We start from the raw sequence: 21,950 nt of genomic DNA, 5'->3' as shown, positions 1-21,950 counted from the left end.
CGCCCTTCCACGATGTTCACTCAGGACCGCCGGGTGGACGCGCGCAGGCCGTGGTACCAGGCGAGCACCCGGCGCTCGACGACCTGGAAGACGACGGAGAGCAGGAAGCCGAGCAGGCCGAGGACGAGGATCCCGGTCCACATGTCGGGGATCGCGAAGCTGCGCTGGAACTGGACGACGGTGAAGCCGATGCCGTTGCTGGCCGCGAACATCTCACTGATGACCATCAGGATGATGCCGATGGAGAGAGCCTGGCGCAGGCCCGCGAAGATCTGCGGGCTCGCCGAGCGCAGGACCAGGCTGCGCAGCCGGGCGAGGCCCGTGATGCCGTAGGAGCGGGCGGTTTCCAGCATGACCGGGTCGACCGCGCGCACGCCCTCCACCGTGTTGAGCAGGACCGGCCAGACGCAGCCGCCGGCGATCACGACGATCTTCATCGTGTCGCCGATGCCCGCGAACAGCATGATGACCGGGACGAGGACCGGGGGCGGCACCGCGCGCAGGAACTCCAGGACCGGCTCGCAGAACGCGCGCACCCGCCGGTAGGAGCCGATGACCGTGCCGAGTGCGATGCCGACGACGGCCGCCGTGGCACAACCCGCCGCGAGCCGCAGGATGCTCGGCAGTACGTCCGTGCGCAGTCGGTCGGCGGTCCAGACGTCCGGGAAGGTCTGCAGGATCGTCCGCAGCGGCGGCCAGAACGGGTCGGTGCTGCCGTCCGACGCGACCCACCAGACGGCGACCAGCACCACGGGCAGGGCGAGGACGAAGAACAGCCGGACGACTGCGTGCCTCACACCATCACCTCCCCGCGCACCGACTGGTGCCAGGCCAGCGCCCGCCGCTCCACCGTGCGCGCGCCGACGTTGATCAGCAGTCCCAGCAGTCCGGCGACCACGATCAGCGCGTACAGCTCGGGCACCGCCTGCGAGGTCTGCGCGACCGCGATCTGCTGCCCCAACCCCGGTGCGCCGATGACCAGTTCGGCGGTGACGGCGAGGATCAGCGCCACCGCCGCGGCGAGCCGCACGCCCGTCATGACGTACGGCAGCGCGGTCGGCCACAGCACATGGCGCACGCGCGCCCAGGTGCCGAGGCCGTACGAGCGTGCCGTCTCCTCGGCGACCGGGTCGACGTCCTGGACGCCGTACAGGGTCTGGATCAGCACCTGCCAGAAGGACGCGTACACGACGAGCAGCAGCACCGACTTGAGTTCGGTGCCGTACAACAGCACTGCCAGGGGGATCAGGGCGACCGAGGGGATCGGGCGCAGGAACTCGATCGTCGAGGCCGTCGCCTCGCGCAGGTACGGCACGACGGACAGGACCACGCCCACGACGATCCCCGCGCCGACCGCGATCGCCAGGCCGATGGCCCAGCCGGTGAGGGTGTCGCCGAGCGCCGACCAGAACGTGCCGTCGGTGACCTCGTCCCACAGGGCCGAGGCGATACGGCTGGTCGGCGGGAAGTAGTCCTCCTTGACGAGGCCGAGCCGCGGCACCGCCTCGCCCAGGGCGAGGAAGGCCGCGAGGCCGGCCGCACCGAGTGCGGCGTTCGCACCCTTCATGGCAGCAGCGTGTCCAGGTCGGGAGCCTTCTTGAAGAAGCCGAACTCCTGGCCCAGTTTCTCCTGCGCGTCGATCGAGGAACGGTTCGCCTCGGCCGGCCACTTGGGCAGGGTCACCTTGGCCAGCACCGAGGCGGGGACCTTCGTGTACGTGGTGACGATCTGACGGACCTCGTCCGGGTGGGCGTCCGCGTAGGCGAGGGACTGGGCGGTGGCCGTCTGGAACTTCTTCACCACCTCCGGGTTCTGCTGCGCGTACTGCGTCGACGTGAAGTACATCGCCACGGTGAGGTCGGGCGCCACGTCGACCAGCGGCGAGGCGATCTCGCGGCCGCCCTGGTTCTTGATGGTGGTGAGCGCGGGCTCGACGGCCATGGCGGCGTCGACCTGGCCCTTGTCCAGCGCGGCGGGCATCTGGTCGAAGGGGATCTCGACGAACTTCACCTTGTCCGGGTCGCCGCCCGCCTTCTTCACCGATGCCCGCACCGACAACTCGACGATGTTCTTGAGCGTGTTGACGGCGACCTTCTTGCCCTCGAGATCCTTCGCCGTCTTGATCGAGCTGTCCTTCTTCACCAGGGTCGCCCCGAAGTCCTTGCCCTGCACGCCGGTTGAGGCGACGCCGTTGGAGATCGCCTTCACGGGCACGTCGTTGGACTGGGCGAGCATCAGCGAGAACACGTTGGAGAAGCCGAACTGGTACTGGCCGGAGGCCACGGCGGGCACGATGGCGGCCCCGCCGGAAGCGAGCGTCGGCGACAGCTTCAGGCCCTGCTTCTCGTAGAAGCCCTTCTTCTCGCCGAGGTAGAGGGGCGCGACATCGACGATCGGGATGAGCCCGACCTTGACCGTGGTGATGCCCCCGGACGACGCGCCCGCTTTCGGCGAACTCCCGCCGGACGAGCCACAGGCCGTCGCGACGAGCAGGAAGGCGCCGGCGGTGAGACCGGCGAACAGACGGCGCATGGCTCCTCCTGTGCAGAGAACGGTGCAGCGGTGTTCCGACAGGTTGTGCGCAAGGCGCACAGTAGTGCGCGGACTTGCTGAGCGGGAAGGTAGAAGCCGCAACGGGTCCGGTCAATGGGTTCGCCGACAACATTGTTGACACTTTTGGAGGTGGCGATGCCGGCGGGAGCCCGTCCACCACACTTCGTCAGGTCCTTCGAGCGGGGCCTCGCCGTCATCCGCTCCTTCGACGCCGAGCATCCCGCCCGCACGCTGAGCGAGGTCGCCGACAGCTGCGACCTGACCCGCGCCGCCGCCCGCCGCCTGCTGCTGACCCTGGCCGACCTCGGCTACGTCCACCAGGACGGCCGGCTCTTCCGCCTCACCCCGCGGGTGCTCGAACTCGGCTACTCCTACCTCTCCAGCGTCACCCTGCCGCAGATCGCCGAACCGCATCTGGAGCAACTCGTCGCGCAGGTGAGGGAGTCGTCGTCGCTGTGCGTCCTCGACGGGGACGACATCGTCTACGTCGCCCGGGTCCCGACCCGCCGCATCATGTCCGCGACGATCACTGTGGGCACCCGCTTCCCGGCCCATCTGACCTCGGTGGGGCGGGTGTTGATGGCGCACCTCCCGGACGCGGAGATCGACGACCGGCTCACCCGCACACAGCTGCGCCCCCTGACGGACAGCACCATCGTGTCGGCACCGGCCCTGCGGGCCGAACTGGGCCGGGTGCTGCGTCAGGGGTACGCCGTCGTCGACCAGGAGCTGGAGGAGGGGCTGAGGTCGGTCGCCGCCCCGGTGCGGGGCCGGGACGGCGAGGTGGTCGCGGCCGTCAACATCGCCGTCCCGGCGGGCCGCAACTCCGTCGAATCGATCCGCCGCGACCTGCTGCCGCACCTGCTCGCGACGGTCGCCCGCATCGACGCCGACCTCGCGGTCACAGGTCCAGCACGAGCTTCTTCCCACGGCAGCGGGACACACAGATCATCATCGTCTCCCCGCTCTGCCGTTCCTCGTCGCTGAGCACCGAGTCCCGGTGCTCCGGGGTGCCGTCGAGGACATCGGTCTCGCAGGTGCCGCAGGTCCCCTCGGTGCAGGAGAACAGCACCTCGACCCCGGCGGCACGCACGGCGTCCAGCACGGAGACGTCCGCCGCGACCGCCACCGTACGGCCGCTCTGCGCCAGCTCGACCTCGAACTCACTGTTCTCGCCGACCTCTTGGGCCTTCGGCGAGAACCGCTCGACCCGCAGCCGCTCGGCCGGACACCGCTCCTCCACCGCGTCCAGCAGCGGTCCGGGACCGCAGCAGTAGACGAGCGTGCCCTCGGGCAGCTCGTCCAGCACGGAGCCGAGGTCGAGGAGCCCGGTCTCGTCCTGCGGGGCGACGGTCACCCGTTCCCCGTACCGCCCCAACTCCTCGGTGAAAGCAATGGAGTTGCGGGTACGACCGCCGTACAGCAGCGTCCACTCGGCACCTGCGGCCTCGGCGGCGGCCAGCATGGGCAGGATCGGCGTGATGCCGATCCCGCCGGCGATGAACCGGTACCGAGGTGCGGTCTCCAGCCGGAAGTGGTTCCGCGGCCCGCGCACCCGCACCTTGTCCCCGCGCCCCAACTGCTCGTGCACATGGGCGGATCCACCGCGCCCGTCCGGCTCGCGCAGCACGGCGATCCGCCACACCGAACGGTCCGCGGGATCGCCGCACAGCGAGTACTGCCGCTCCAGCTCCGGCCCGAGCACGACGTCGACATGGGCGCCCGGCTCCCAGGCCGGCAACTCCTCGCCGAGCGGGTGGCGCAGGGTGAGGGCGAGCACTCCGTCGGCCGCGAACTCCCGCTGGTCGACGACGAGTTCGGCTTCGTACACGGTCATGAGCTGTTCCCTCGGGGCGCGCTGGGGGAGTGTCCTTCGGGGTGGCCGAGCATCCACTCCCACATCTCGATCGGATCCTGGGCGCTCTGCTCGGCGCCGCAGTGGCAGGTGCCGTGCAGGATGTCGGTGCCCGGCAGCCAGTCGATGCGGTAGATCTCGCCGGTGGGGCTGCTCACAGGACCTTCTCCACCGGCTTGTCGCCCTCCTCGACCAGCCGGGCGAGGATACGGCGGGCGGCCAGGCCACCGGTGTCGATGTTGATGCTCAGCTCCTGGTAGCCGGTGCGTTCGGTGCCGAGCGTCTTGTGCAGCAGATTGAGCGCGACCACGTCCTGCATGACCACGGTGTGGTTGTTGCTCCGCATGAACTCGGTGACCTCGGCGTCCTCCGTCGCCCAGTCCCGCGAGACGGCCCAGAAGTCGTACACCTTGCCGTCCGTCGACGGCGTGATCGCGTACGTGATCTCGGTGTGGAAGCCGCCCGGGTCGCTGCCGTCGGCCTCCGGCAGGACGCCCACCGGTGCGATACGGCTGTGCAGCAGATACAGGCAGGGCGCGTGGTACTCGATGTCCTGCCAGCGCGTGATCCGGCCCGAGATGCCGGTGGAGTTGGCGTAGAACGGCGGGCACTCGGCGTCGTCCATGTGCCGGCTCACCCGGACGATGCCCGCCCCCTCGTCGACCTCGGTGGTGATCGGTGTCTCCGCGACCTCGGGGGTGCCGATGTAACCGCCGTGCAGATACGTCTCGTGGGACAGGTCGAGGAGGTTGTCGACCAGCAGCCCGTAGTCGGCGTCGATGGGCTCCATACCGCGGACGGTGACCCAGCCGGGCGCATCGAGGTGCCGGGCCCGCGGGATGGTCTGCGCATCGGCGAGCGCCGGGTCGCCGATCCACACCCACACCAGCGAGTCCAGCTCGACCACCGGGTAGGAGGCGACACGGGCGGTGCGCGGGATGCGCTTCTGCCCCGGCACGTACACGCAGGTACCCGTCGTGTCGTACGTGAACCCGTGGTAGCCGCACACGAGCTTGTCGCCGTCCAGCCGGCTGGGCTTCTCGTGCAGCGGGAAGCGGCGGTGCACACAGCGGTCGGCGAGCGCGACCGGCGACCCGTCCTCCTCCGTCCGGTAGAACACGAGCGGTTCACCGAGGATCGTCCGGCCGAGCAGCTCCTCGCGCCCGACCTCGTGGCTGTAGGCGGCGACGTACCACTGGTTCCTGGCGAAACTCGTCGTGTGCGGCATGGCTGCGGCTCCCGTCGTTGGGTGATGGCGACATCGTCGGGAAGGGCGTCACGGGGGCGCAATACGGCTTCCGCCTCACGGAAGGTTCGATGTAAAGGGCCTGGTCAGAGGGTTGATCTGGATACGCCTTGGTGCTCGACCTCGGCCGATGGGCGGTCACCGGCAGGGCCCGGGCGGTGTGCCCCGTGCTAACGTTGCGCGTTTGCAGTGTCGCTGTGTCGGTGTCCGGTTCGTGGTCCCTGGCAGGTGGCCGCGTCCCCGCCGCGCCTTCCTCGGTACGGTCCCCCTTCGGAGGAAGGCTTTCTGTGAGCGAATCAGCACGTGCCGATGCCCGGCAGCAGGACGATGTGTCCGAGGCGTCGGGCGCCACTGCGGCTCTGCCGCCGGCGGCGTCCTTCGCGGAGCTGGGGCTGCCGGCCGAGGTTCTGCGGGTGCTCGACGAGCACGGCGTGACCGTGCCCTTCCCCATCCAGGCGGCGGCGCTGCCGAACGCGCTCGCGGGACGGGACGTCCTGGGCCGGGGCCGCACCGGATCCGGCAAGACGCTCGCCTTCGGGCTCGGGGTGCTCGCCCGGACGGCCGGGCGGCGCGCGCAGCCGAAGGAGCCGCTGGCGCTCGTTCTGGTGCCCACCAGGGAGCTGGCGCAGCAGGTCGGTGAGGCGCTCACCCCGTACGCCGAGGCGCTGCGGCTGCGGCTCGCGACCGTGGTGGGCGGGGTGTCCATCGGACGGCAGGCCGCCGTGCTGCGGGACGGCGCCGAGATCGTCGTCGCCACGCCCGGCCGGCTGCACGACCTCATCGGCCGCAAGGGCTGCCGGCTGGGACAGGTGCGCATCACGGTCCTGGACGAGGCCGACCAGATGTGTGACATGGGGTTCCTGCCGCAGGTCACAGAAGCGCTGGACCAGGTGCGCCCCGACGGGCAGCGGATGTTGTTCTCCGCCACCCTCGACCGCGACGTCGACCAGCTGGTGCAGCGCTACCTGCGTGACCCCGCCGTCCACTCCGTGGACCCCTCGTCCAGCTCGGTCTCCGCGATCGAGCACCACGTCTTCGTCGTGCACGGCCCGGACCGGTACGCCGTGACCACGGAGATCGCCGCCCGGGACGGCCGCGTCCTGCTGTTCCTGGACACCAAGCACGGTGTCGACCAGCTCACGCGGCATCTGCGGGCCAGCGGTGTGGCCGCCGCCGCCCTGCACAGCGGGAAGTCCCAGCCGCAGCGCACCCGGACCCTGGCCCAGTTCAAGAACGGGCAGGTCACCGCGCTGATAGCGACGAACGTCGCCGCACGCGGCCTGCACGTCGACGACCTCGACCTCGTGGTCAACGTCGACCCGGCCACCGACCCCAAGGACTATCTGCACCGGGCGGGCCGCACGGCCCGGGCCGGCCGCTCCGGCACCGTCGTGACACTCGTCCTGTCCGGACAGCGCCGCGAGACGAGCCAGGTCATGGCGGACGCGGACGTCGCCCCCAAGGTCACCAAAGTGCGGTCCGGCGAGGCGGAGCTGAGCCGGATCACCGGCGCCAAGGCCCCCTCCGGAACGCCTCTCGACGGCGGGCCGGCCATACCGCGCCCCAAGAACCACAACGCCCCGTTCCGCGGCCTGGGCAGCACCAAGGACGCGAAGACCGGTTCCGGCGGCAGGCCGTCGCGCAAGAGCAGCGAGGCCCGCAAGCTCGCGGAGGCCCGCAAGGCGGCCCGGGTGCGGCGCGGCGGCTGAGCCGGGCTTCCCGGACCTCCGGGCGGTGCCTTCGTCTACGCTGCTGGACGGATACGCGGGACCGGAGATCGGCCGGGGTGCAGCGGACGGCGTCGCGTACGGGTGACCGTGCGCAGGGGGAGGCGTGCAGGCGATGGAGAACGGCGCGGACCTGCCACGGCGGATCGGTGTCTACACCGTCGAGCGAGAGCTGGGCGCGGGCGGCATGGGGACGGTCTACCTCGCCCGGTCACGGGGCGGTCGGGCCGTCGCGGTCAAGGTGGCCCGCCCCGAGCTGGCGGCCGACCCGCACTTCCGTGCACGGTTCCGCGCAGAGGTCGAGGCCGCCCGCAGAGTCGGCGGCTTCCACACGGCTCCGGTCGTGGACGCCGACCCCGACGCGGAGGCGCCCTGGCTGGCCACCGCATACATCCCCGGGCCCACGCTCGCCGAGCTGATCAAGCGTCAAGGGCCCATGGGCGAAGAGCAGTTGAGGTCTCTCGGGGCAGCGCTGGCCGAGGCGCTCCAAGCCGTCCACGCCTGCGGGCTCGTACACCGGGATCTGAAGCCGGGCAACATCATCATGGCCGACGACGGCCCACGCGTCCTCGACTTCGGTATCGCGCGGGCCGTGGAGTCCACCCGGCTGACCGCCACCGGGGCGGCCTTCGGCACTCCCGGATACCTCGCGCCCGAGCAGGCGCAGGGCGACGAAGTCGGCGGTGCCGCCGATGTGTTCGCGCTCGGGGCCGTACTCGTCGCGGCCGCCGGAGGCAGCGCGTTCGGTACCGGCACGCCCATGGGGCTGATGTACCGGTCGGTGCACGAGCCCGCTGATCTCTCCGCGCTGCCGGGGGAGTTGCGGTCGCTGGTCGCCGCCTGCCTCTCCAAGGATCCGGCCGGCCGTCCCACGCCCGAGGCGCTCCTGGGCTCGCTCGGACCGGACCCGGACCCGAGCCCGGAGCTCGTACCGGACCCGAACACCCTCGCGCTCGCCACCCCCGACCGGCCGCGCGTCGCACCGCCGGTCCCGGTCGAGCCTCCCGCCGATCCCGGCCGCGTCGACGAACCTCTCCGGCCCGCCCCGGCCGAAGCCTCGCGCATGCCCCGCGTGGTCACCCTGCTGATCGTGGCCGCGGCCGTGACGAGCGCGCTCGTGGGCGGCCTCCTCGCCCTCACACGGCAGGGGGACGACAACAAGGGCGGCGGCCCCTCCGTCACCGCTTCGGATTCCCGGCGGGCCACGTCACAGGCTTCCGCTCCACCGTCCACGCCCGCCTCCTCCCGGGTGAGCGCAGCCCCCAAGGACCGCGTCACCGTTCTGGTGACCGCCAAGAGCGGGCGGAGCTGGATCTCGGCGAAGGACCACAACGGCCGAATTCTGTTCGACGGTCTGCTGGGCAACGGCGAGAGCAAGAACTTCACGGACAAGACCCAGATCACCCTGGTCCTTGGCGATGCCTCCGTTCTCCAGCTTGTCGTCAACGGCAAAGAGGTCCCCGACGAGTTCCAGCCCGGCCAGGTCGAACGCCTCACCTACGGCAGAAGCGACTAGTGAGGCCCGAGGGCCCTTCCGGCAACAACAACCACATGCCGTGCGGACCCGCCATCGAGCCGATCTCCCACTCCCTGTCGGCGGAGCGCCGTCGCCCCGCGTGCCGTGGCACGTACCAGCGGCGCTCTACGGGTGCTCGCGCATCTGGAGGATGCCGCCGACGGAGAAGCACAGGGCGCCGATGAGGGTGCCCCAGTTGGCGATGTCGATATTGACCGGGCTGCCGGTGGCCGGGCGGGTGTACGCGGCGAGTGCCGAGACCATGAACGCGACGGACCCGAGCTGGTTCACCGCCACGACCCACCATCCGAGGCTGCGCAGGAGCAGCCGGGGCCGGCCGTGGCAGACCTCGACCAGGGCGAGATGCCCGGAGGCCAGGAACAGCACGCAGCCCACCACGTCGGGCACCCAGATCAGACGGTTGACCTGGTGGACGTTCAGCCCTTGGAGGAAGGAATTCAGCAGGTTGACACCGAAGACCAGGGTGCCGGTGAACAGCAGGAAAGCGCTCAGCCAGTCCACCCGCGTGGGCTCGTAGCTCCACCAGTGCCAGCGGTGGGTGACCAGCGCCCTGCCGCCGATCACGTGACGGGGCGCGTTGATCACCTGCAGCAGCGAGGCGTACCCGCCGGTGTTGAAGAACAGCCCGCCGGCGAAGTAGATCGAGGCGCTGTCGGTGGCGTCGCCGGAGCCGAACTGGGACACGGCGGCGCCGGCCGCGAACAGGGCCCCGCCGATGACGAAGGCGGTCGCGGCGATGGCGTTGAGCCTGCGCATGCGGCGGACCGAGATCTCGTCGGCACGGGTGTGCCGACGGCCCTCCTCGCCGGGTGTGTGGAGGGCGAGCAGTCCGCGGCGCCGTGCGAGCCGTGACTCCCAGACCGCCTCGCCGCCGCCGGGCAGGCGCCAGGTGACTCGGGTGGTGAACGGTCCCGCGCCCTCGGCGCGCTGCTCGGGCTGCTCCACGGCCCGAGACTAGACCGCTGAGCAGGCCGTCTCCCGGGCGAAACGCCGACCCGGTCCCGTGCCCGGGGGCAGCCTGCCGCCGCCGGCCCGAGCGACGGTGGGCGCTGGCGGACCTGGTCCAGGCCCCGCCTGGCGGGATGGTCGTCCGGAGGACATGGCCCGGGCCCGCGTGCCGAACGCGCGGTCACCACGCCGCTTCTCTGCGGGCCATTGGCAAGCCGGGCTCTGGACAGCCTGAAGCCTCGACCGGCCGTCGGCCGACTCCCCCCGTCCTGGCCGTCAGTGGTGGAAGCCGGCGCGCTCCGCGTCGTGCGGACCGCCTTCATCGAGGTGCTTGATCGCTCTGCGCATGTCGTCGGCGAGGAGTTCGATTTGGTCACGGTCGACGCCGTGCCGGACCAGGACGCGCTGGACGACCGTCTCCTGGCGGTTCGGCGGCAGCGGATAGGAGGGCACCTGCCAGCCGCGCAGTCGCAGCTGGTCGGAGAGGTCGTAGAGGCTCCAGCTCGACGACGCCGGGTCGGTCAGCGTGTACGAGACGGCCGGCAGCGCGCCCGCGCCGTCGTAGAGGAGTGTGAAGGGACCCATCTCGGTGATCTGGCGGGCCAGATGCTGCGCGGTGTCGGCGCAGGACTGGTAGACCCGCCGATACCCCTCGCGGCCGAGGCGCAGGAACATGAAGTACTGGCTGACGACCTGTCCGCCGGGGCGGGAGAAGTTCAGCGCCAGGGTCGGCATGTCGCCGCCCAGGTAGTCGACGTGGAAGACCAGGTCCTCCGGCAGGGCGGACTTGTCGCGCCACAGCGCCCAGCCCACGCCGAGCGGCGCCATGCCGTACTTGTGGCCGGAGGCATTGATGGAGGCGACGCGCGGCAGCCGGAAGTCCCAGGTCAGATCGGGGTGGAGGAAGGGCGCGATGAAGCCGCCGGAGGCCGCGTCGACGTGCAGCGGGACGTCGAGGCCCGTCTCCGCCTGCAGGCGGTCGAGCTCGGCCGCGATCTCCGCGACCGGTTCGTAGGTGCAGGTGTAGGTGACGCCGAGGATCGCGACGACGCCGATGGTGTTCTCGTCGACGTACTCGCGCAGTTGGTGCGGCTGCAGACCGGTCGCGCCGGGTTCCACCGGGACCTGGCGCAGCTCCACGTCGAAGTACCGGGCGAGCTTCTCCCAGCACACCTGCACCGGCCCGCACACGAGGTTCGGGCGGTCGGTGGACAGGCCGGCGGCGCGCCGCCGGTCGCGCCAGCGCCACTTCAGGGCGAGGCCGCAGAGCATGGCGGCCTCGCTGGAACCGGTGGTCGAGCAGCCCACCGCGTTGGCGTCGCCGCCCGTGCCGGCCGGCGCGTGCCAGAGGTCGGCGAGGATGTTGACGCAACGCGACTCGATCTCTGCGGTCTGCGGGTACTCGTCCTTGTCGACGATGTTCTTGTCCAGGCAGAGGTCCATCAGGCGGCGGATCTCGTCGTCCGTCCAGGTGGTGCAGAAGGTGGCCAGGTTCTGTGCGGCGTTGCCGTCCAGGAGCAGCTCGTTGCGCAGCAGCTGGAAGACCACGGGCGGTGGCGCGGGGAACTCCGGCATCGACCGCTTGGGCAGGGGTCGCTCGCTCAGTGGCGAGGCGAAGATGTCGACGGCAGGGTCGGCCGCCGGCTCCTGAGCGTTGTGCAGAGCCACAAGTCACCTCACGTAGCAGTCTCAGATCTGAATCCGACGCTACGGATCGGCCCCGGGTCCGGCATGAGGACGTAGGCCATCTCGGGCATGACTCGGCGAGCCTCGGCCCTGTTCCTCGTCCCTCGCGAGGAGGGGGGATTTTCCCCACTGGCTCGGCAGCGTGGCGACGGGCAATGGATGACCGACTGGATAGCATCGTGGCGTTATGGGTTGAATCACCTGTTGTGTCCTGACCTCGGGAGGACCCCATCGCCGGGACGAAATCGTCAGCGGCCGTGTCCGCGCCGGGGAATCAGCCCCAAGAGGCCGACCAGCTGCGGAACATGCTGCGCCGGCCCGAATACCGCAAGGCGCTGGTGTTCTGCGGGCTGATCGGTGTTCCGGTGGCGCTGCTCGCATTCTGGTTCCTCGTGGCGCTCCACGAGCTGGAGCAGCTGATCTGGACGGACTGGCCCAGGGACCTGGGCTGGAAGCAGGCTCCCTGGTGGTGGGCGCTGCCCCTGATGGCCGTGGCCGGGGTGGTCGTAGGTCTGGTGGTCGCCCGGCTTCCCGGGCGGGGCGGGCACATCCCGGCGGGCGGTCTGCATTCCGGCGGGGTCACCAAAGAAGCACTCCCCGGTGTCCTGATCGCCGCGCTGGTCGGTCTGCCGCTCGGGGTCGTACTGGGTCCCGAGGCGCCGCTGATCGCCCTGGGCGGCGGTCTGGCCCTGCTCTTCGCCAGCCTGGTCCGCGCGCCCCAGACCAAGGCGAGCACGGCGTTGCTCGGCGCGGCCGGGGCCGCGGCGGCCATCTCGGCGCTCTTCGGGAACCCGGTGGTGGGGGCCGTACTCCTGATGGAGGTGGCCGGGATGGGCGGGCCGCAGCTTTTCGCGGTCATGCTGCCGGCCCTGCTGGCAAGCGGAGTCGGGGACCTGATCTTCACCGGGTTCGTGCACTGGACCGGCCTGGAGACCGGGAGCCTGGACATCGGGCTGCCCAAGCCGCCGCCGCTCGACTGGGCGGACGTCCTGTGGGCCCTGCTGATCGCGCCGGCCCTCGCCTTCCTCATCCACTGGGTCTTCGTGGGCGGCAGGTTCGTGGCCGGCTTCGTGACGACCCGGACTGTACGGAACACCACCCTGTGCGCGCTGGGGGCGGCGGGATCCATCACCCTCTTCGCGATCGCCACCGGCCGTTCGCCGGCCGAGGCCGCCCTGTCCGGGGAGGACGCCCTGGCCGGCCTGGCGCAGGACCCGCACGCCTGGTCGGTGGGCGCCCTCGTCGCGGTGCTGGTGTTCAAGGCCCTCGCGTACACGTTCTGTCTGGGCAGCCTGCGCGGTGGCCCCGTCTTCCCCTCCCTGTTCCTGGGCGGGGCGGCCGGTGTCCTGCTGGCTCCGCTGCCCGGTCTGGGGCTGGTGCCGGCGATGGCGGTCGGGATGGCGGCGTCGCTGACCGCGGCCCTGCGGGTGCCGGTGAGCAGTGTGGTCCTTGTCGTGCTCCTGCTGGGCAACGTGGACACGGTGGCGCTGGTGGTGCTGGCCGCCGTGGTGTCCTTCGTCGTGGTCGAGCTGCTGCCGCAGGGCCCGCGGATCCCCGCGTTCAGTGAGCCGCCTGCCGGTCGAGCGCGTCGTTCGGGGGCGTCGCGGCCATCATGAGACGACGGCTGGGTGAAGGCCGCCCGGCGGGGAGCAGCGCGCATCCATCTGCTCGAAGGTGCAGCGGGCCTGATGCTCGAGCTGTCGGCGCGTCACATGGGAGGAGGGGGGGCGCGAACGGGAAGTGTCCGCCGCGCCGTCGTGGTCCAGCAGCGACGCGAAGGTGCCGGGAGAGTCGAAGCGCGGTGCCGCGAACCAGTCGATCACCTGCTCGGAGCCGGCCGGGCAGCGGTCTGCGGGTCCCCCATCAGTCCGTGGTCGGCGATGGGCGGGTGGCGCTCCGGGGTGGTGTCGCTTCACGCCGCTTCGGCGGGGACCCGCCCTGCCCGAATGGCATCCACCAGGGCCTGGTGGTCCTTTTCGTTCTGGTCCGCGTACAGCTCGGCGAACGTCGCCAGCGCGCGGTCGAAAGTGTCGCCGCTGCCCAGATACGCGGCGATCGCGATCCGGTCGCCGGACCTGGCGTGGGCGCGGGCGAGCGTGGCGCCGCACAGCTGGCCGAACAGGCCCATCCCCTTCGGCGACATGTTCTCGGCCACGGCGACGCCCTTCCAGTCGCGCAGCTGGCGTACGTAGAAGTCCCGGCGCCTGCCGTCGATGCCCTGGGTGCGTTCCCAGCCGAGGAAGATGTCGCTGGTGGCCTGCATCAGCCGCTGGCCGGCGACGACGCGCTCGCCCTGGGTGCGGAAGGCGCCGGCGCCGGCGTAGGGCGCCAGCACCGACTCGTCGGCCTCTTTGGCCTGCAGGAACAGCGGGTCCTCGTCGTCCCTGCCGAGCAGCAGCACGATCCAGCAGCGGGTTCCCACACTGCCCACCCCGACGACCTTGCGCGCCATGTCGGCGACGCGGTAGCTCTCCAGGAGGAACCGGCGGTCGGACTGCAGAGTCTGGCCGTAGTGCTCGATCAGCCGTGTGATCTCCTTCTCCAGCGTGCTGCGTTCGGCTTCCGGAAGCAGGTCCGCCAGCCGTACCAGGAGCGGCGGGTCGGGAGCGATCAGGCGCTCTCCGTCGACGATGTGGGTGAGTTTGTCGAAGACCTGCACCGTGTCATGCGCGCGGGCCCGCTCCCGGGCCCGCTCCCAGAGGTAGCTGTTCTTGGCACCGAGCTCCAACGCGAACTGCTGCTGCAGTTCGTCCGCCTCGAAGCGGGTGTACCAGACGTCGAGGTTGCCCAGCCCAGCGAAGGTGCGCATCTGCTCGCGGTAGGACCGCACGGCCGAGCGCACCACCGATGCCCGTTCCTTGGCGCTGAAGCCGTTCGCCCGGCCCGCGATGACCAGGCTGGCGGACAGGCGCTTGACGTCCCACTCCCACGGGCCGGGCAGCGTCTCGTCGAAGTCGTTGATGTCGAACATCAGGCGGCGTTCCGGGGAGGCCAGCAGTCGGAAGTTCAGCATGTGCGCGTCGCCGCACAACTGCGCCCTGATGCCGCTGCGTGGGGTGTCGGCAAGGTCCGCGGCCATGATGGCGGCGGCTCCACGGTAGAAGCGGAACGGTGATTCGCTCATCCTGCCGTAGCGGATCGGTACGAGTTCCGGGACCCGCTTCGCCGACTGCGTCTCGATGACATCCACCGGGTCGGTGCGCTTCGGGGGCGGTGTGAACTCGGCGTGCGCGGACCGAGGTGCCGTGGTCCGGGCGGCCTTGCCGAGCGCGGCCCGCTCCTTCGGGGTGCGGTGCCGCATGTCGTGGCCGGTGGGGTTGTTCTCGTTCATTGCAGACGCTCCACGATGTGGTCGCCGACACGCATTGCGTTGGCGATGGCCGTCAGTGCCAGGTTGTTGTGCCGCATGTAGTAATGGCCGGCCACGCCCGAGCTGTTGGCCAGGCCCTGGGCGTCGGACTCCGTGCCCCTGAGTCGGAGGAAGCCGTCGGCCCTGGTCGCAGCGAGCCCGGTTTTTCCCTTGATGAAGACCGCCGTGGAATCCCAGTCGGCCCGTTCACGGGAGAGATGGTCACCCCGCTCGAGAAGGGGGCCCCTTTCCCGCCGGGCGTCAGTCGACGGGCGAGAGTCCCCGCGCCCGCGCCCGCGCCGGTGCCCGCGCCGGTGCCGGTGCCGGTGACGTCATGGTGTCGCGGGTCGTTCATACCGGCCGCCGTTCTCGGGGCACGCCCCGGTCCTGCCGGTGAATCGGTCGACTGCTATCCGTTTTCCAACGTATCTCCGGAGGTCACGCCGGGCGACTCGGGTGTACCCAGGCGCCGCGCCACCGCAGGTTCACGTGCGATCACCACACCTGCGGTGATGCAGAGGGTCACGACCGCGCACAGCGCGATCAGCCACGACAGCAGGGTGAAGACCGCACCCAGCGATCCGTACCTGTCGAGGCTGTGGTTGAGAGCCCTGGGCACATACAGCTGCGCGGCCGAGGTGAGGACGCTCAGGGCCGTTCCCGTCAGGAGAGCACCCGGCAGCAGCGGCAGCCACGGCACCCGCCCGGTCAGCAGCAGGTGCTGGGTCCACCACCAGATGCCGACCTCGGCGACCAGCAGCAGCGGCACGCCCAGCCACAGTCCGTGGCCGAAGCCGTTCCGCAGGGCTCCCTGCACCGCGATCATGCCCAGCCACGCTGCGAGCCAGGCGATCCAGCGCCACGCGGCCACCCTCGCACCGGCTTTCGGAAGACTCCAGGCGCGCTCGCAGAGCCGTTGCATGGCACGGCTGCACGCGGTGGCCGAGAGCAGCACCATCAGCCCGCTGAGGATGCCGGTGGTCTGGCGCAGTTCGGAGATGTCCCCCTGGTAGACCTTCCGCAACTGGTCGTCCGCGCTTCCGGTCAGTCCGAAGACGTCGTGCACGGAGTTGACGAACTGGTCGCGCAGCGCCTGCGGGGCGACGGAGGCCACCACGAAGAGCAGCGGTACCACAGTGAGGAACGTCTGTGCGGCCAGCCGCGTCGCGGAGTCCAGCACGTTCACCGAGATCAGGTGCGACAGGAGATGCGTGATCACCGGGAACCGCGTCTCGGCCCGGCTGCGCAGCCCGAGCAGTCGGGCGCGAACCGAGGCGCCCCGCTCCCGGAGGGGGCGCGAGGTCGGGCGGTCCGGTCCGGGGCCGGTGCCTGGCTGCATGGTGTCAGAGTGCCGTCGCAACCGCCTCGCGGCCCGTGGCGTGAGCACTGGTGAGGGCCGAACGGGTGGGAAAGGGCCTGGGCCGACGCCCCGGGGTGCCGAGGATTTGTGGGCATCCGGAGCGGCGGTGACGATGAGGCCATGAGCGAGACCGGCCGGCCGGTGGGGCCCGCGCGGCCCCCGAGGGGGCAGCGATGGTGCTTGACCTGATCCTCATCGGTCTGGCGATCGCTGTCTTTCCGCTGTCGGTGACCGCGTTCGTCCTGGTGCTGTCGGCGCGCCGCGGGATCTGGAAGGGCCTGGCCTTCATCATCGCCTGGCTCGCCTGCTTCGTGGCTGTCCTCGCCGCGGTGCTGCTCACCACCGGCGGCAAGCCGCCGGCTCCCAAGTCCCCGCCCTCCACGGCCTCGACCGCCGTCAAGCTCGCCATCGGGGTGGGCCTGGTCTGTTACGCCGGGCACCGCCACCGGTCCGGCCCCCGGCGGGGGCCCTCCGGCGGGATGATGACGCGGCTCGACCAGATCTCTCCGTGGGCCGCGGCTGGGCTGGCGCCGCTGCTGCAGCCGTGGGGGCTGGTGGCGGCGGGCGCGGCGACGGTGGTGCATGCCGACCTGTCCCATGCCTCCTCCTACCTGGCACTGTTTGGCTACTGCCTCCTCGCCACCAGCAGCCTGCTGGCGATGGAGATCTACGCGACGTTCGCCCCCGACTCCGCCCGCGTGCGGCTCGGAAAGCTGCGTACCGGGCTGCAGGAGCATCAGGACCAGGGGCTCATCGGGCTGTCACTGGCGGTGGGGCTGTATCTGGTGGGGCGGAGCATCTACCAGCTGACGTCCTGAGCGCGGGAGGCCGGGGTCTCACAGCACGGTGAGCGGATCGACCTGGGAGCCGGTCGCGGAAGGCAGCCGTGGAGGCGCGATCACACACAGGAACACGGGCATCATCGCGAACTCCCGGATCCTCGTCGTCGCGGCCATGGTCGTCGGACCGGACTGCGGGGCGATCACCAGCGTCACGCTCGGCGTCGACCGGTACTCGGGGCACAGGATCCGGCGGGGGAGCGCCGCCCTGCTCGTCGGTTCCTGCTCGCCGACGCCGCCACGTTCCTCTTCACGGTGGCTGGTCGCCGCGCCGGCCGGAATCGTCGGGACCTTGTTCCTGGCGTGTCTCGTGCGCTTCCGTCGGCTGGGACGAGGCGTGAGGCTCGCCGAAGCACTGCTGTTGAACCTCGGCAACCTGATCGTGGTCGGCACCGCCATGCTCAAGTGCCGGCGGGCGATCCGGCGCCGCGTGGGCAAGCGCCGGGACGAACGCGCGGTTCACCGGACACCGCCGCGGCGACGGGTCTCACGCGGGCGCGGTGTCCAGGAACTCGCGGATCGCGAAGGCCACCAGCACGATCACCGCCGTCCAGATCACGACCATCATGGTCGGGTAGTTCCAGGTGAACAGGACGATCGCGGCCACCACCAGGATCGCAGCCCCGATCCACGCCTTGAAGCGGTGCACGAACCGGCCCACTGCTCCCAGGCGCAGCCCCGCCGAGACGGCCACGTCCCGCCCGGCGCCGATGCCCCTGGTGCAGAAGTGGCGGGTGAGCACGGCGACTCGGGACGGGCCGATGAAGAAGGCCCCGAGGGCCGTGACCAGGGCCAGCGCCCCCACGGCCCGCACGCTGGAGCGCAGGAACCTCACCAGTGAGTCGTAGACGGCGCCCGCGGCGTCCGCGTTCGTCCCCTGCGGCAGATGGTCCAGATACACCGCACGGAAGACGGTGAGGCACACACCCAGTAGCACCATGGCGAGGAACACTCCGATCGCGGCCCCGATCAGCGCCCGCCGGCGATGGGACGCCAGGAACACGCCCGCGGCGGCGATCAGCACCGCGATGACGGGCAGCCAGTTGCCGATGATCTGCAGCACCCTCAGATACGACTTGATCTTGCCGACGTCCTTCCCCTGGACCACGACGAAGTCCGTGTGGACGTCCGGGATCTTCGCGGCCACCGCGAATCCCGAACTGACCAGTCGATCCTTCACCTGGGCCACGATGGGTCCGACATCGATGGCGACCTGGTTGTTCTTCAGTGAGACCGCCGCGTCGGCCGACCCGGTCAGCGCCTTGTCCACGGCGGTGTGGGCCCGGCGGTTGGCGTTGGTCCAGGCCGTCTCGAAGGCGCTGCTGGAGACCACCCGCAACACGGTGCTGTGCACCAGCTCCTTCAGACCGCTGTCGATGGGACCGCTCAGGTTCCCGATGAGGCTGGCGGCCTTGGGCGGAACACCCTTCTGCGACGCCGCGTCACTCAGCTGCGCGACCAGCGCATCCACGTCGATCTGCTTGAGTACGGCGTTGGTGACCCGGGTGGTGACTGCCTGCTGGACGTCGGGGTTGGACGCCAGCGGTGCCACGGTTGCGACGTAACGGTCGGTGTTGCGGATGATGCTGTTCGCCCAGACCGCGACCACGGCGAGCAGCGCCAGCAGGGACGCCAGGATGATCAGCAGCACCGAGCCGAGCGCCCGGAGCCGGTGCTTCGGCTCGTGCCGGGCGCTCTCCAGTTCGCTCACCCGGCGGCGCAACTCGTCAAGTTCTTCGGCCTTCTGTGACGAGAGCCCCTTTTCGGCGGCAGGAGTCACAGGAGGGCGCTCCGGCTCGGGTTGGGGTGTGTCGCTGCCTGTCATGCCTTCGATGAGATCCCGGCGGGCGCCGCCCAGCGACCGGGATGGGCCGGTGGGGTGACGGTTCGTACCGGGTGCGACGGCCGATGCCCGGTGATGCAATGGCATCAGGGGATCCACGAGCACCAGAGGTGACGCTGTGAGCGAGCAACTCGAAGAGATGGGACCCATCGACTACGTGGTGGTGGAGTTCCCCGGCAACCGCATGACGGGCGAGGGCTTTCCGCTGCTGGTCGATCTGGTGGACCGCGGCCTCATCCGGATCCTCGACCTGATGTTCATCAGGAAGGAAGAGGACGGTTCGGTGACCGCCCTGGAGATCGCCGATCTCACCGGTGACGGCAAACTCGACCTAGCCGTCTTCGAGGGCGTCCACTCCGGCCTGTTGGGCCAGGACGACCTGGAGGAGGCCGCCGAGGCTGTGGAGCCCGGCAACTCCGCCGGCCTGCTGATCTACGAGAACGTGTGGGCCGCGCCCTTCGCCGCCGCCCTGCGGCACGGCGGAGCCCAGCTGGTCGCCTCCGGACGGCTCCCCGTACAGGCAGTCCTCGCCTCGCTCGAGGCGGCCGAGGCCGCCTCCTGAGGCGCCGGCCGCGGACTCAGCTGGTACCGGGAACGACGTAGTAGCTCAGCCACGGGGACTGGCCGGGTGTGAAGGCGACGGACGTCTGTGTCGCGAGGTAGAAGCTCTGTCCGCCGACCCGGCCGCTCTGGTCCTGACCGGCCGATGTCAGCACACAGCGGGCGTTGGTGTAGAGCCGGATGTCGTACTGCGTGTAGTTGACCACGCGGTAGGCGCCGCCCGGCAGGCGATGGCAGCCCGTGACCGGCGTGCTCTGGATCACCACCTCCCGCTTGGCCGGTGTCGTGTAGACGATCTGGCCCATGGCGGAGTCCGAGCATCCCGCTGCGGCGAGCATGAGAACGATGGCTCCGGCCCGGCGGCCGACGCGGCGACGACAGATCATGGCGACGAGTCCTCGTCTGTGCGGGAAGTCAGCGGGAAGCCTGCGGCCTCTCCGGCCCACGCTGCCGTGACCACCGGTCCGCGTCATCTGATGCGCGACCAGTTGGATGAATTCCGCAAGCCGGCTGCGGATCTCGGCGCTGATCGTGCTGCTGCCGGTCGGGTTCACCGGGCTGCGGCGTCGGTGCCCGTCCGGGCGCACAGGGCCCGGATGACGAAGCCGTCCACGACGATCGGAGCGATGGCCCGGAACGGGTAAAAATGCCGAAATGCAGGGCGATCCGAGCGGTGGTGCAATGGAAGTGCGCGGTGCGCCGACAAGGGGGTGCGCCGACTCGGTGGGGCGTTCGTCGATTCCAGGTGAGAAAGGAATCGCCATGCCAGGTCTTCTTCGCGGAGTCGCCCGCACGGCGGTCGTCGCGGGAACGGCGACTGCGGTGTCCAACCGCGTGTCGCGCCGTCAGCAGGGCCGCTGGGCCGCCCAGGAACCGCAGCCGCAGCCGCAGCAGGCCGCGGCACCGGCCGACGACATGGGCAGCACGCTGGACCAGCTCAAGCAGCTCGGCGAACTCAAGGCACAAGGCGTGCTCACCGAGGCCGAGTTCGAAGAGCAGAAGCGCAGACTCCTCGGCTGAACCGATCCCGTTGGACCGCAGCAGCAGACGGCGCCGCCTGCCGTGATTGGAATCAGGGGCGTTGTGTCGGGTCGTCCTGCACGTGCGCGGAGCGGGACGCCGACCGGAGCGTTGACGAGCTCGGCCGGCAGGAGCCGGGCGGGGGAGTCACCGACGGGCGCCGCTGAGTCACGCACCCGCCCGGCGGACCGCCAGCAGTGCCGCGCCGATGTCCGCCGCCGCGCGCGGATCGGACAGGGAGCGGCCCGCCAACTCCTCGATGCGGCGCAGCCGGTAGCGGACGGTGTTGGGGTGGACGAAGAGGCTGCGCGCCGCGTCCGTGGCGGAGCCTGCGGCGGCGTACCAGTGCTCCAGGGTCTCCAGGAGACGGGAGCGCTCCGCGGCCGGGAGATCGAGCAGGGGCCGCAGGACGACCTCCACGAGGTGCGCCGCCTCGGCCGGGGCGGCGGCGACGACCATGGCCAACGGGTTGTCGTCGAACCGCGCGACGCCGGGGCCGGTGCCCTTGAGGCCGGCCAGAGCCAGCCGGGCGAAGCGCAGAGCCTGGGGGGTGTCCCGCAGCGAGTGGAAGCACGGGCTGACACCTACGCGGGCGCCCGCGCGCCGCAGGATGCGCAGGCAGGTGCTCTCCGCGGTCGCCGTGGGCAGCGCAGCCAGACCGATCTGCTGGTCGGGCAGCAGCCGCCAGGCGAAGTGGACCTGGGCCTGACGCAGCGCCGCTTCCGTCCCCGCCAGCGGCTCCTCGCCGGGCGCGTCGGCCGCCGCCACGGCGACCACGTAGGGCCCGCGGTCGGGCAGACCCAGCTCGCGGGCGGCCTCCCACAGCGTGCGGTCGGCGATGACGCCGGTGAACAGCGCCTCCACCAGGGCCGAGCGGCGCGCCTGACGCCGCGAGGTCAGCTCGGCGGTCGTCTCCCGGTAGGCCGCCGCGACCGCCTCCGCGTAGCGGCCGAACAGGGCCCAGACCTCCGCGGACAGGGACACCAGTTGGGCGTCGGTGACCTCGGGATGGGTGCGTGCCTCGGCGAGGATGTCCGTCCACAGGAGCTCGAAGCCGATCCGGTACGCGTGCAGGGTGTCCGCCAGCGGCACGCCCTGCTCGGCGCGGAGGCGGCCGGTCTCCCGGGCCGGGCTCGGATCCTGCGCGCCCGCGCGGCCGAGCTGCTCCAGGAGCAGGTCCGCATTGGCGGTGCACGAGCGGCGCAGCGAGTCGAAGGGGATCAGCGACTCGTCCTTGTAGGCATCGACGTCCGAGCGGATACGCTGCGCCATCCGCTCGCCCAGTTCCGGCAGCCTCGCATGAAGCGCCGAGACCACCCCTGAGAGATCCATTCCCGCAGCGTAACGCCCCTGTTTTGTCCTTGGGAACAATCCGGGAGGCCAGACGCTGTCATGGCCCATATAGGCCGTCGCCTCGGACATCTGC

At 70.8% G+C, this 21,950-nt stretch carries 21 protein-coding genes; 7 read left to right on the top strand and 14 right to left on the bottom strand.

The annotated features are described in order from the left end of the window. Nucleotides 1-20 precede the first annotated feature (20 nt). The 3 genes from ACFY10_RS13385 to ACFY10_RS13375 are packed head-to-tail and all read right to left on the bottom strand — an operon-like array spanning nucleotide 21 to nucleotide 2,532. A complete protein-coding gene (locus ACFY10_RS13385) occupies nucleotides 21-797 on the bottom strand; it encodes an ABC transporter permease (RefSeq protein WP_390665209.1) in 777 nt (258 codons plus the stop codon). Then, nucleotides 794-1,567 carry an ABC transporter permease gene (locus ACFY10_RS13380; RefSeq protein ID WP_390665208.1) on the bottom strand — a complete coding sequence of 258 codons (774 nt, stop codon included), beginning with the start codon at nucleotides 1,565-1,567 and terminating at the stop codon, nucleotides 794-796. Before ACFY10_RS13380 ends, ACFY10_RS13385 begins: the two co-directional genes overlap by 4 nt. Next, nucleotides 1,564-2,532 carry an ABC transporter substrate-binding protein gene (locus tag ACFY10_RS13375; RefSeq protein WP_390665207.1) on the bottom strand — a complete coding sequence of 323 codons (969 nt, stop codon included), beginning with the start codon at nucleotides 2,530-2,532 and terminating at the stop codon, nucleotides 1,564-1,566. Before ACFY10_RS13375 ends, ACFY10_RS13380 begins: the two co-directional genes overlap by 4 nt. Before the next feature lie 156 nt (nucleotides 2,533-2,688). Between ACFY10_RS13375 and ACFY10_RS13370 the strand changes: the two genes are divergently transcribed. Beyond that, a complete protein-coding gene (locus ACFY10_RS13370) occupies nucleotides 2,689-3,540 on the top strand; it encodes an IclR family transcriptional regulator C-terminal domain-containing protein (RefSeq protein ID WP_390665562.1) in 852 nt (283 codons plus the stop codon). Here ACFY10_RS13370 and ACFY10_RS13365 read toward each other — a convergent pair. The 3 genes from ACFY10_RS13365 to ACFY10_RS13355 are packed head-to-tail and all read right to left on the bottom strand — an operon-like array spanning nucleotide 3,455 to nucleotide 5,636. Continuing rightward, complete coding sequence (locus tag ACFY10_RS13365; protein ID WP_390665206.1) at nucleotides 3,455-4,390, bottom strand: PDR/VanB family oxidoreductase; 936 nt, start codon at nucleotides 4,388-4,390, stop codon at nucleotides 3,455-3,457. The genes ACFY10_RS13370 and ACFY10_RS13365 overlap by 86 nt on opposite strands. Then, nucleotides 4,387-4,566, bottom strand: a complete 180-nt coding sequence (locus tag ACFY10_RS13360) for a hypothetical protein (RefSeq protein ID WP_390665205.1) — start codon at nucleotides 4,564-4,566, stop codon at nucleotides 4,387-4,389. Before ACFY10_RS13360 ends, ACFY10_RS13365 begins: the two co-directional genes overlap by 4 nt. Continuing rightward, entirely contained in the window at nucleotides 4,563-5,636 is a 1,074-nt protein-coding gene (locus ACFY10_RS13355) for a Rieske 2Fe-2S domain-containing protein (protein ID WP_390665204.1), read from the bottom strand. Before ACFY10_RS13355 ends, ACFY10_RS13360 begins: the two co-directional genes overlap by 4 nt. 347 nt (nucleotides 5,637-5,983) lie before the next feature. Between ACFY10_RS13355 and ACFY10_RS13350 the strand changes: the two genes are divergently transcribed. Both ACFY10_RS13350 and ACFY10_RS13345 read left to right on the top strand, forming a co-directional pair. After that, complete coding sequence (locus ACFY10_RS13350) at nucleotides 5,984-7,363, top strand: DEAD/DEAH box helicase (RefSeq protein WP_390665561.1); 1,380 nt, start codon at nucleotides 5,984-5,986, stop codon at nucleotides 7,361-7,363. A gap of 133 nt (nucleotides 7,364-7,496) precedes the next feature. Next, a complete protein-coding gene (locus ACFY10_RS13345; protein ID WP_390665560.1) occupies nucleotides 7,497-8,897 on the top strand; it encodes a RodZ domain-containing protein in 1,401 nt (466 codons plus the stop codon). Nucleotides 8,898-9,023: 126 nt separating this feature from the next. On the opposite strand, the gene ACFY10_RS13340 is transcribed toward ACFY10_RS13345, so the two are convergent. Together ACFY10_RS13340 and ACFY10_RS13335 are read right to left on the bottom strand one after the other, a co-directional pair. Next, nucleotides 9,024-9,863: a hypothetical protein gene (locus tag ACFY10_RS13340; protein WP_390665203.1), complete on the bottom strand. Its 840-nt coding sequence runs from the start codon at nucleotides 9,861-9,863 to the stop codon at nucleotides 9,024-9,026. Nucleotides 9,864-10,142: 279 nt separating this feature from the next. Continuing rightward, a complete protein-coding gene (locus tag ACFY10_RS13335; protein ID WP_390665202.1) occupies nucleotides 10,143-11,534 on the bottom strand; it encodes a glutamate decarboxylase in 1,392 nt (463 codons plus the stop codon). 323 nt (nucleotides 11,535-11,857) lie between these two features. Here ACFY10_RS13335 and ACFY10_RS13330 point away from each other — a divergent pair, with 323 nt between their 5' ends. Further along, nucleotides 11,858-13,168, top strand: coding sequence for a chloride channel protein (locus tag ACFY10_RS13330; protein WP_390665559.1), 1,311 nt, complete (start codon nucleotides 11,858-11,860; stop codon nucleotides 13,166-13,168). A gap of 296 nt (nucleotides 13,169-13,464) precedes the next feature. Here the strand turns inward: ACFY10_RS13330 and ACFY10_RS13325 are convergent, their stop codons facing one another. Both ACFY10_RS13325 and ACFY10_RS13320 read right to left on the bottom strand, forming a co-directional pair. Next, on the bottom strand, nucleotides 13,465-14,883 hold the full coding sequence (locus ACFY10_RS13325; protein WP_390665201.1) for a DUF2252 domain-containing protein: 1,419 nt from the start codon (nucleotides 14,881-14,883) through the stop codon (nucleotides 13,465-13,467). Nucleotides 14,884-15,310: 427 nt separating this feature from the next. Next, nucleotides 15,311-16,240: a YhjD/YihY/BrkB family envelope integrity protein gene (locus tag ACFY10_RS13320; RefSeq protein ID WP_390665200.1), complete on the bottom strand. Its 930-nt coding sequence runs from the start codon at nucleotides 16,238-16,240 to the stop codon at nucleotides 15,311-15,313. A gap of 194 nt (nucleotides 16,241-16,434) precedes the next feature. Here ACFY10_RS13320 and ACFY10_RS13315 point away from each other — a divergent pair, with 194 nt between their 5' ends. Beyond that, nucleotides 16,435-17,079: a GAP family protein gene (locus ACFY10_RS13315; RefSeq protein ID WP_390665199.1), complete on the top strand. Its 645-nt coding sequence runs from the start codon at nucleotides 16,435-16,437 to the stop codon at nucleotides 17,077-17,079. A gap of 18 nt (nucleotides 17,080-17,097) precedes the next feature. Here the strand turns inward: ACFY10_RS13315 and ACFY10_RS13310 are convergent, their stop codons facing one another. After that, complete coding sequence (locus ACFY10_RS13310) at nucleotides 17,098-17,493, bottom strand: hypothetical protein (RefSeq protein ID WP_390665198.1); 396 nt, start codon at nucleotides 17,491-17,493, stop codon at nucleotides 17,098-17,100. Nucleotides 17,494-17,587: 94 nt separating this feature from the next. Continuing rightward, complete coding sequence (locus tag ACFY10_RS13305) at nucleotides 17,588-18,925, bottom strand: hypothetical protein (RefSeq protein ID WP_390665197.1); 1,338 nt, start codon at nucleotides 18,923-18,925, stop codon at nucleotides 17,588-17,590. A gap of 157 nt (nucleotides 18,926-19,082) precedes the next feature. Here ACFY10_RS13305 and ACFY10_RS13300 point away from each other — a divergent pair, with 157 nt between their 5' ends. Further along, nucleotides 19,083-19,505, top strand: a complete 423-nt coding sequence (locus ACFY10_RS13300) for a DUF6325 family protein (protein ID WP_390665558.1) — start codon at nucleotides 19,083-19,085, stop codon at nucleotides 19,503-19,505. Nucleotides 19,506-19,521: 16 nt separating this feature from the next. Here the strand turns inward: ACFY10_RS13300 and ACFY10_RS13295 are convergent, their stop codons facing one another. After that, the gene (locus tag ACFY10_RS13295; protein ID WP_390665196.1) at nucleotides 19,522-19,890 is read right to left on the bottom strand and encodes a hypothetical protein; all 369 of its coding nucleotides are present in this window, start codon (nucleotides 19,888-19,890) and stop codon (nucleotides 19,522-19,524) included. Between the two features lie 376 nt (nucleotides 19,891-20,266). Here ACFY10_RS13295 and ACFY10_RS13290 point away from each other — a divergent pair, with 376 nt between their 5' ends. Beyond that, the gene (locus ACFY10_RS13290; RefSeq protein WP_390665195.1) at nucleotides 20,267-20,524 is read left to right on the top strand and encodes an SHOCT domain-containing protein; all 258 of its coding nucleotides are present in this window, start codon (nucleotides 20,267-20,269) and stop codon (nucleotides 20,522-20,524) included. A 168-nt stretch (nucleotides 20,525-20,692) separates the two neighbouring features. On the opposite strand, the gene ACFY10_RS13285 is transcribed toward ACFY10_RS13290, so the two are convergent. Beyond that, nucleotides 20,693-21,841 carry a PucR family transcriptional regulator gene (locus tag ACFY10_RS13285; RefSeq protein ID WP_390665557.1) on the bottom strand — a complete coding sequence of 383 codons (1,149 nt, stop codon included), beginning with the start codon at nucleotides 21,839-21,841 and terminating at the stop codon, nucleotides 20,693-20,695. Between the last annotated feature and the right edge of the window lie 109 nt (nucleotides 21,842-21,950).

The sequence above is a fragment of the Streptomyces sp. NPDC001401 genome (assembly GCF_042895385.1).
GTDB lineage: Bacteria > Actinomycetota > Actinomycetes > Streptomycetales > Streptomycetaceae > Streptomyces.
The sequence above is the reverse complement of the archived record's forward strand: the minus strand, read 5'-3'. Positions and strand labels throughout refer to the sequence as shown.

Excerpts from the sequence above, each read along its gene's own strand:
- ACFY10_RS13330 (WP_390665559.1), top strand. The coding sequence starts at position 11,858 with ATGCTGCGCCGGCCCGAATACCGCAAGGCGCTGGTGTTCTGCGGGCTG.
- ACFY10_RS13380 (WP_390665208.1), bottom strand. The coding sequence starts at position 1,567 with ATGAAGGGTGCGAACGCCGCACTCGGTGCGGCCGGCCTCGCGGCCTTC.
- ACFY10_RS13345 (WP_390665560.1), top strand. The coding sequence starts at position 7,497 with ATGGAGAACGGCGCGGACCTGCCACGGCGGATCGGTGTCTACACCGTC.
- ACFY10_RS13355 (WP_390665204.1), bottom strand. The coding sequence starts at position 5,636 with ATGCCGCACACGACGAGTTTCGCCAGGAACCAGTGGTACGTCGCCGCC.
- ACFY10_RS13375 (WP_390665207.1), bottom strand. The coding sequence starts at position 2,532 with ATGCGCCGTCTGTTCGCCGGTCTCACCGCCGGCGCCTTCCTGCTCGTC.
- ACFY10_RS13305 (WP_390665197.1), bottom strand. The coding sequence starts at position 18,925 with ATGACAGGCAGCGACACACCCCAACCCGAGCCGGAGCGCCCTCCTGTG.
- ACFY10_RS13320 (WP_390665200.1), bottom strand. The coding sequence starts at position 16,240 with ATGCAGCCAGGCACCGGCCCCGGACCGGACCGCCCGACCTCGCGCCCC.
- ACFY10_RS13365 (WP_390665206.1), bottom strand. The coding sequence starts at position 4,390 with ATGACCGTGTACGAAGCCGAACTCGTCGTCGACCAGCGGGAGTTCGCG.
- ACFY10_RS13290 (WP_390665195.1), top strand. The coding sequence starts at position 20,267 with ATGCCAGGTCTTCTTCGCGGAGTCGCCCGCACGGCGGTCGTCGCGGGA.
- ACFY10_RS13295 (WP_390665196.1), bottom strand. The coding sequence starts at position 19,890 with ATGATCTGTCGTCGCCGCGTCGGCCGCCGGGCCGGAGCCATCGTTCTC.
- ACFY10_RS13300 (WP_390665558.1), top strand. The coding sequence starts at position 19,083 with ATGGGACCCATCGACTACGTGGTGGTGGAGTTCCCCGGCAACCGCATG.
- ACFY10_RS13325 (WP_390665201.1), bottom strand. The coding sequence starts at position 14,883 with ATGAACGAGAACAACCCCACCGGCCACGACATGCGGCACCGCACCCCG.
- ACFY10_RS13315 (WP_390665199.1), top strand. The coding sequence starts at position 16,435 with ATGGTGCTTGACCTGATCCTCATCGGTCTGGCGATCGCTGTCTTTCCG.
- ACFY10_RS13370 (WP_390665562.1), top strand. The coding sequence starts at position 2,689 with ATGCCGGCGGGAGCCCGTCCACCACACTTCGTCAGGTCCTTCGAGCGG.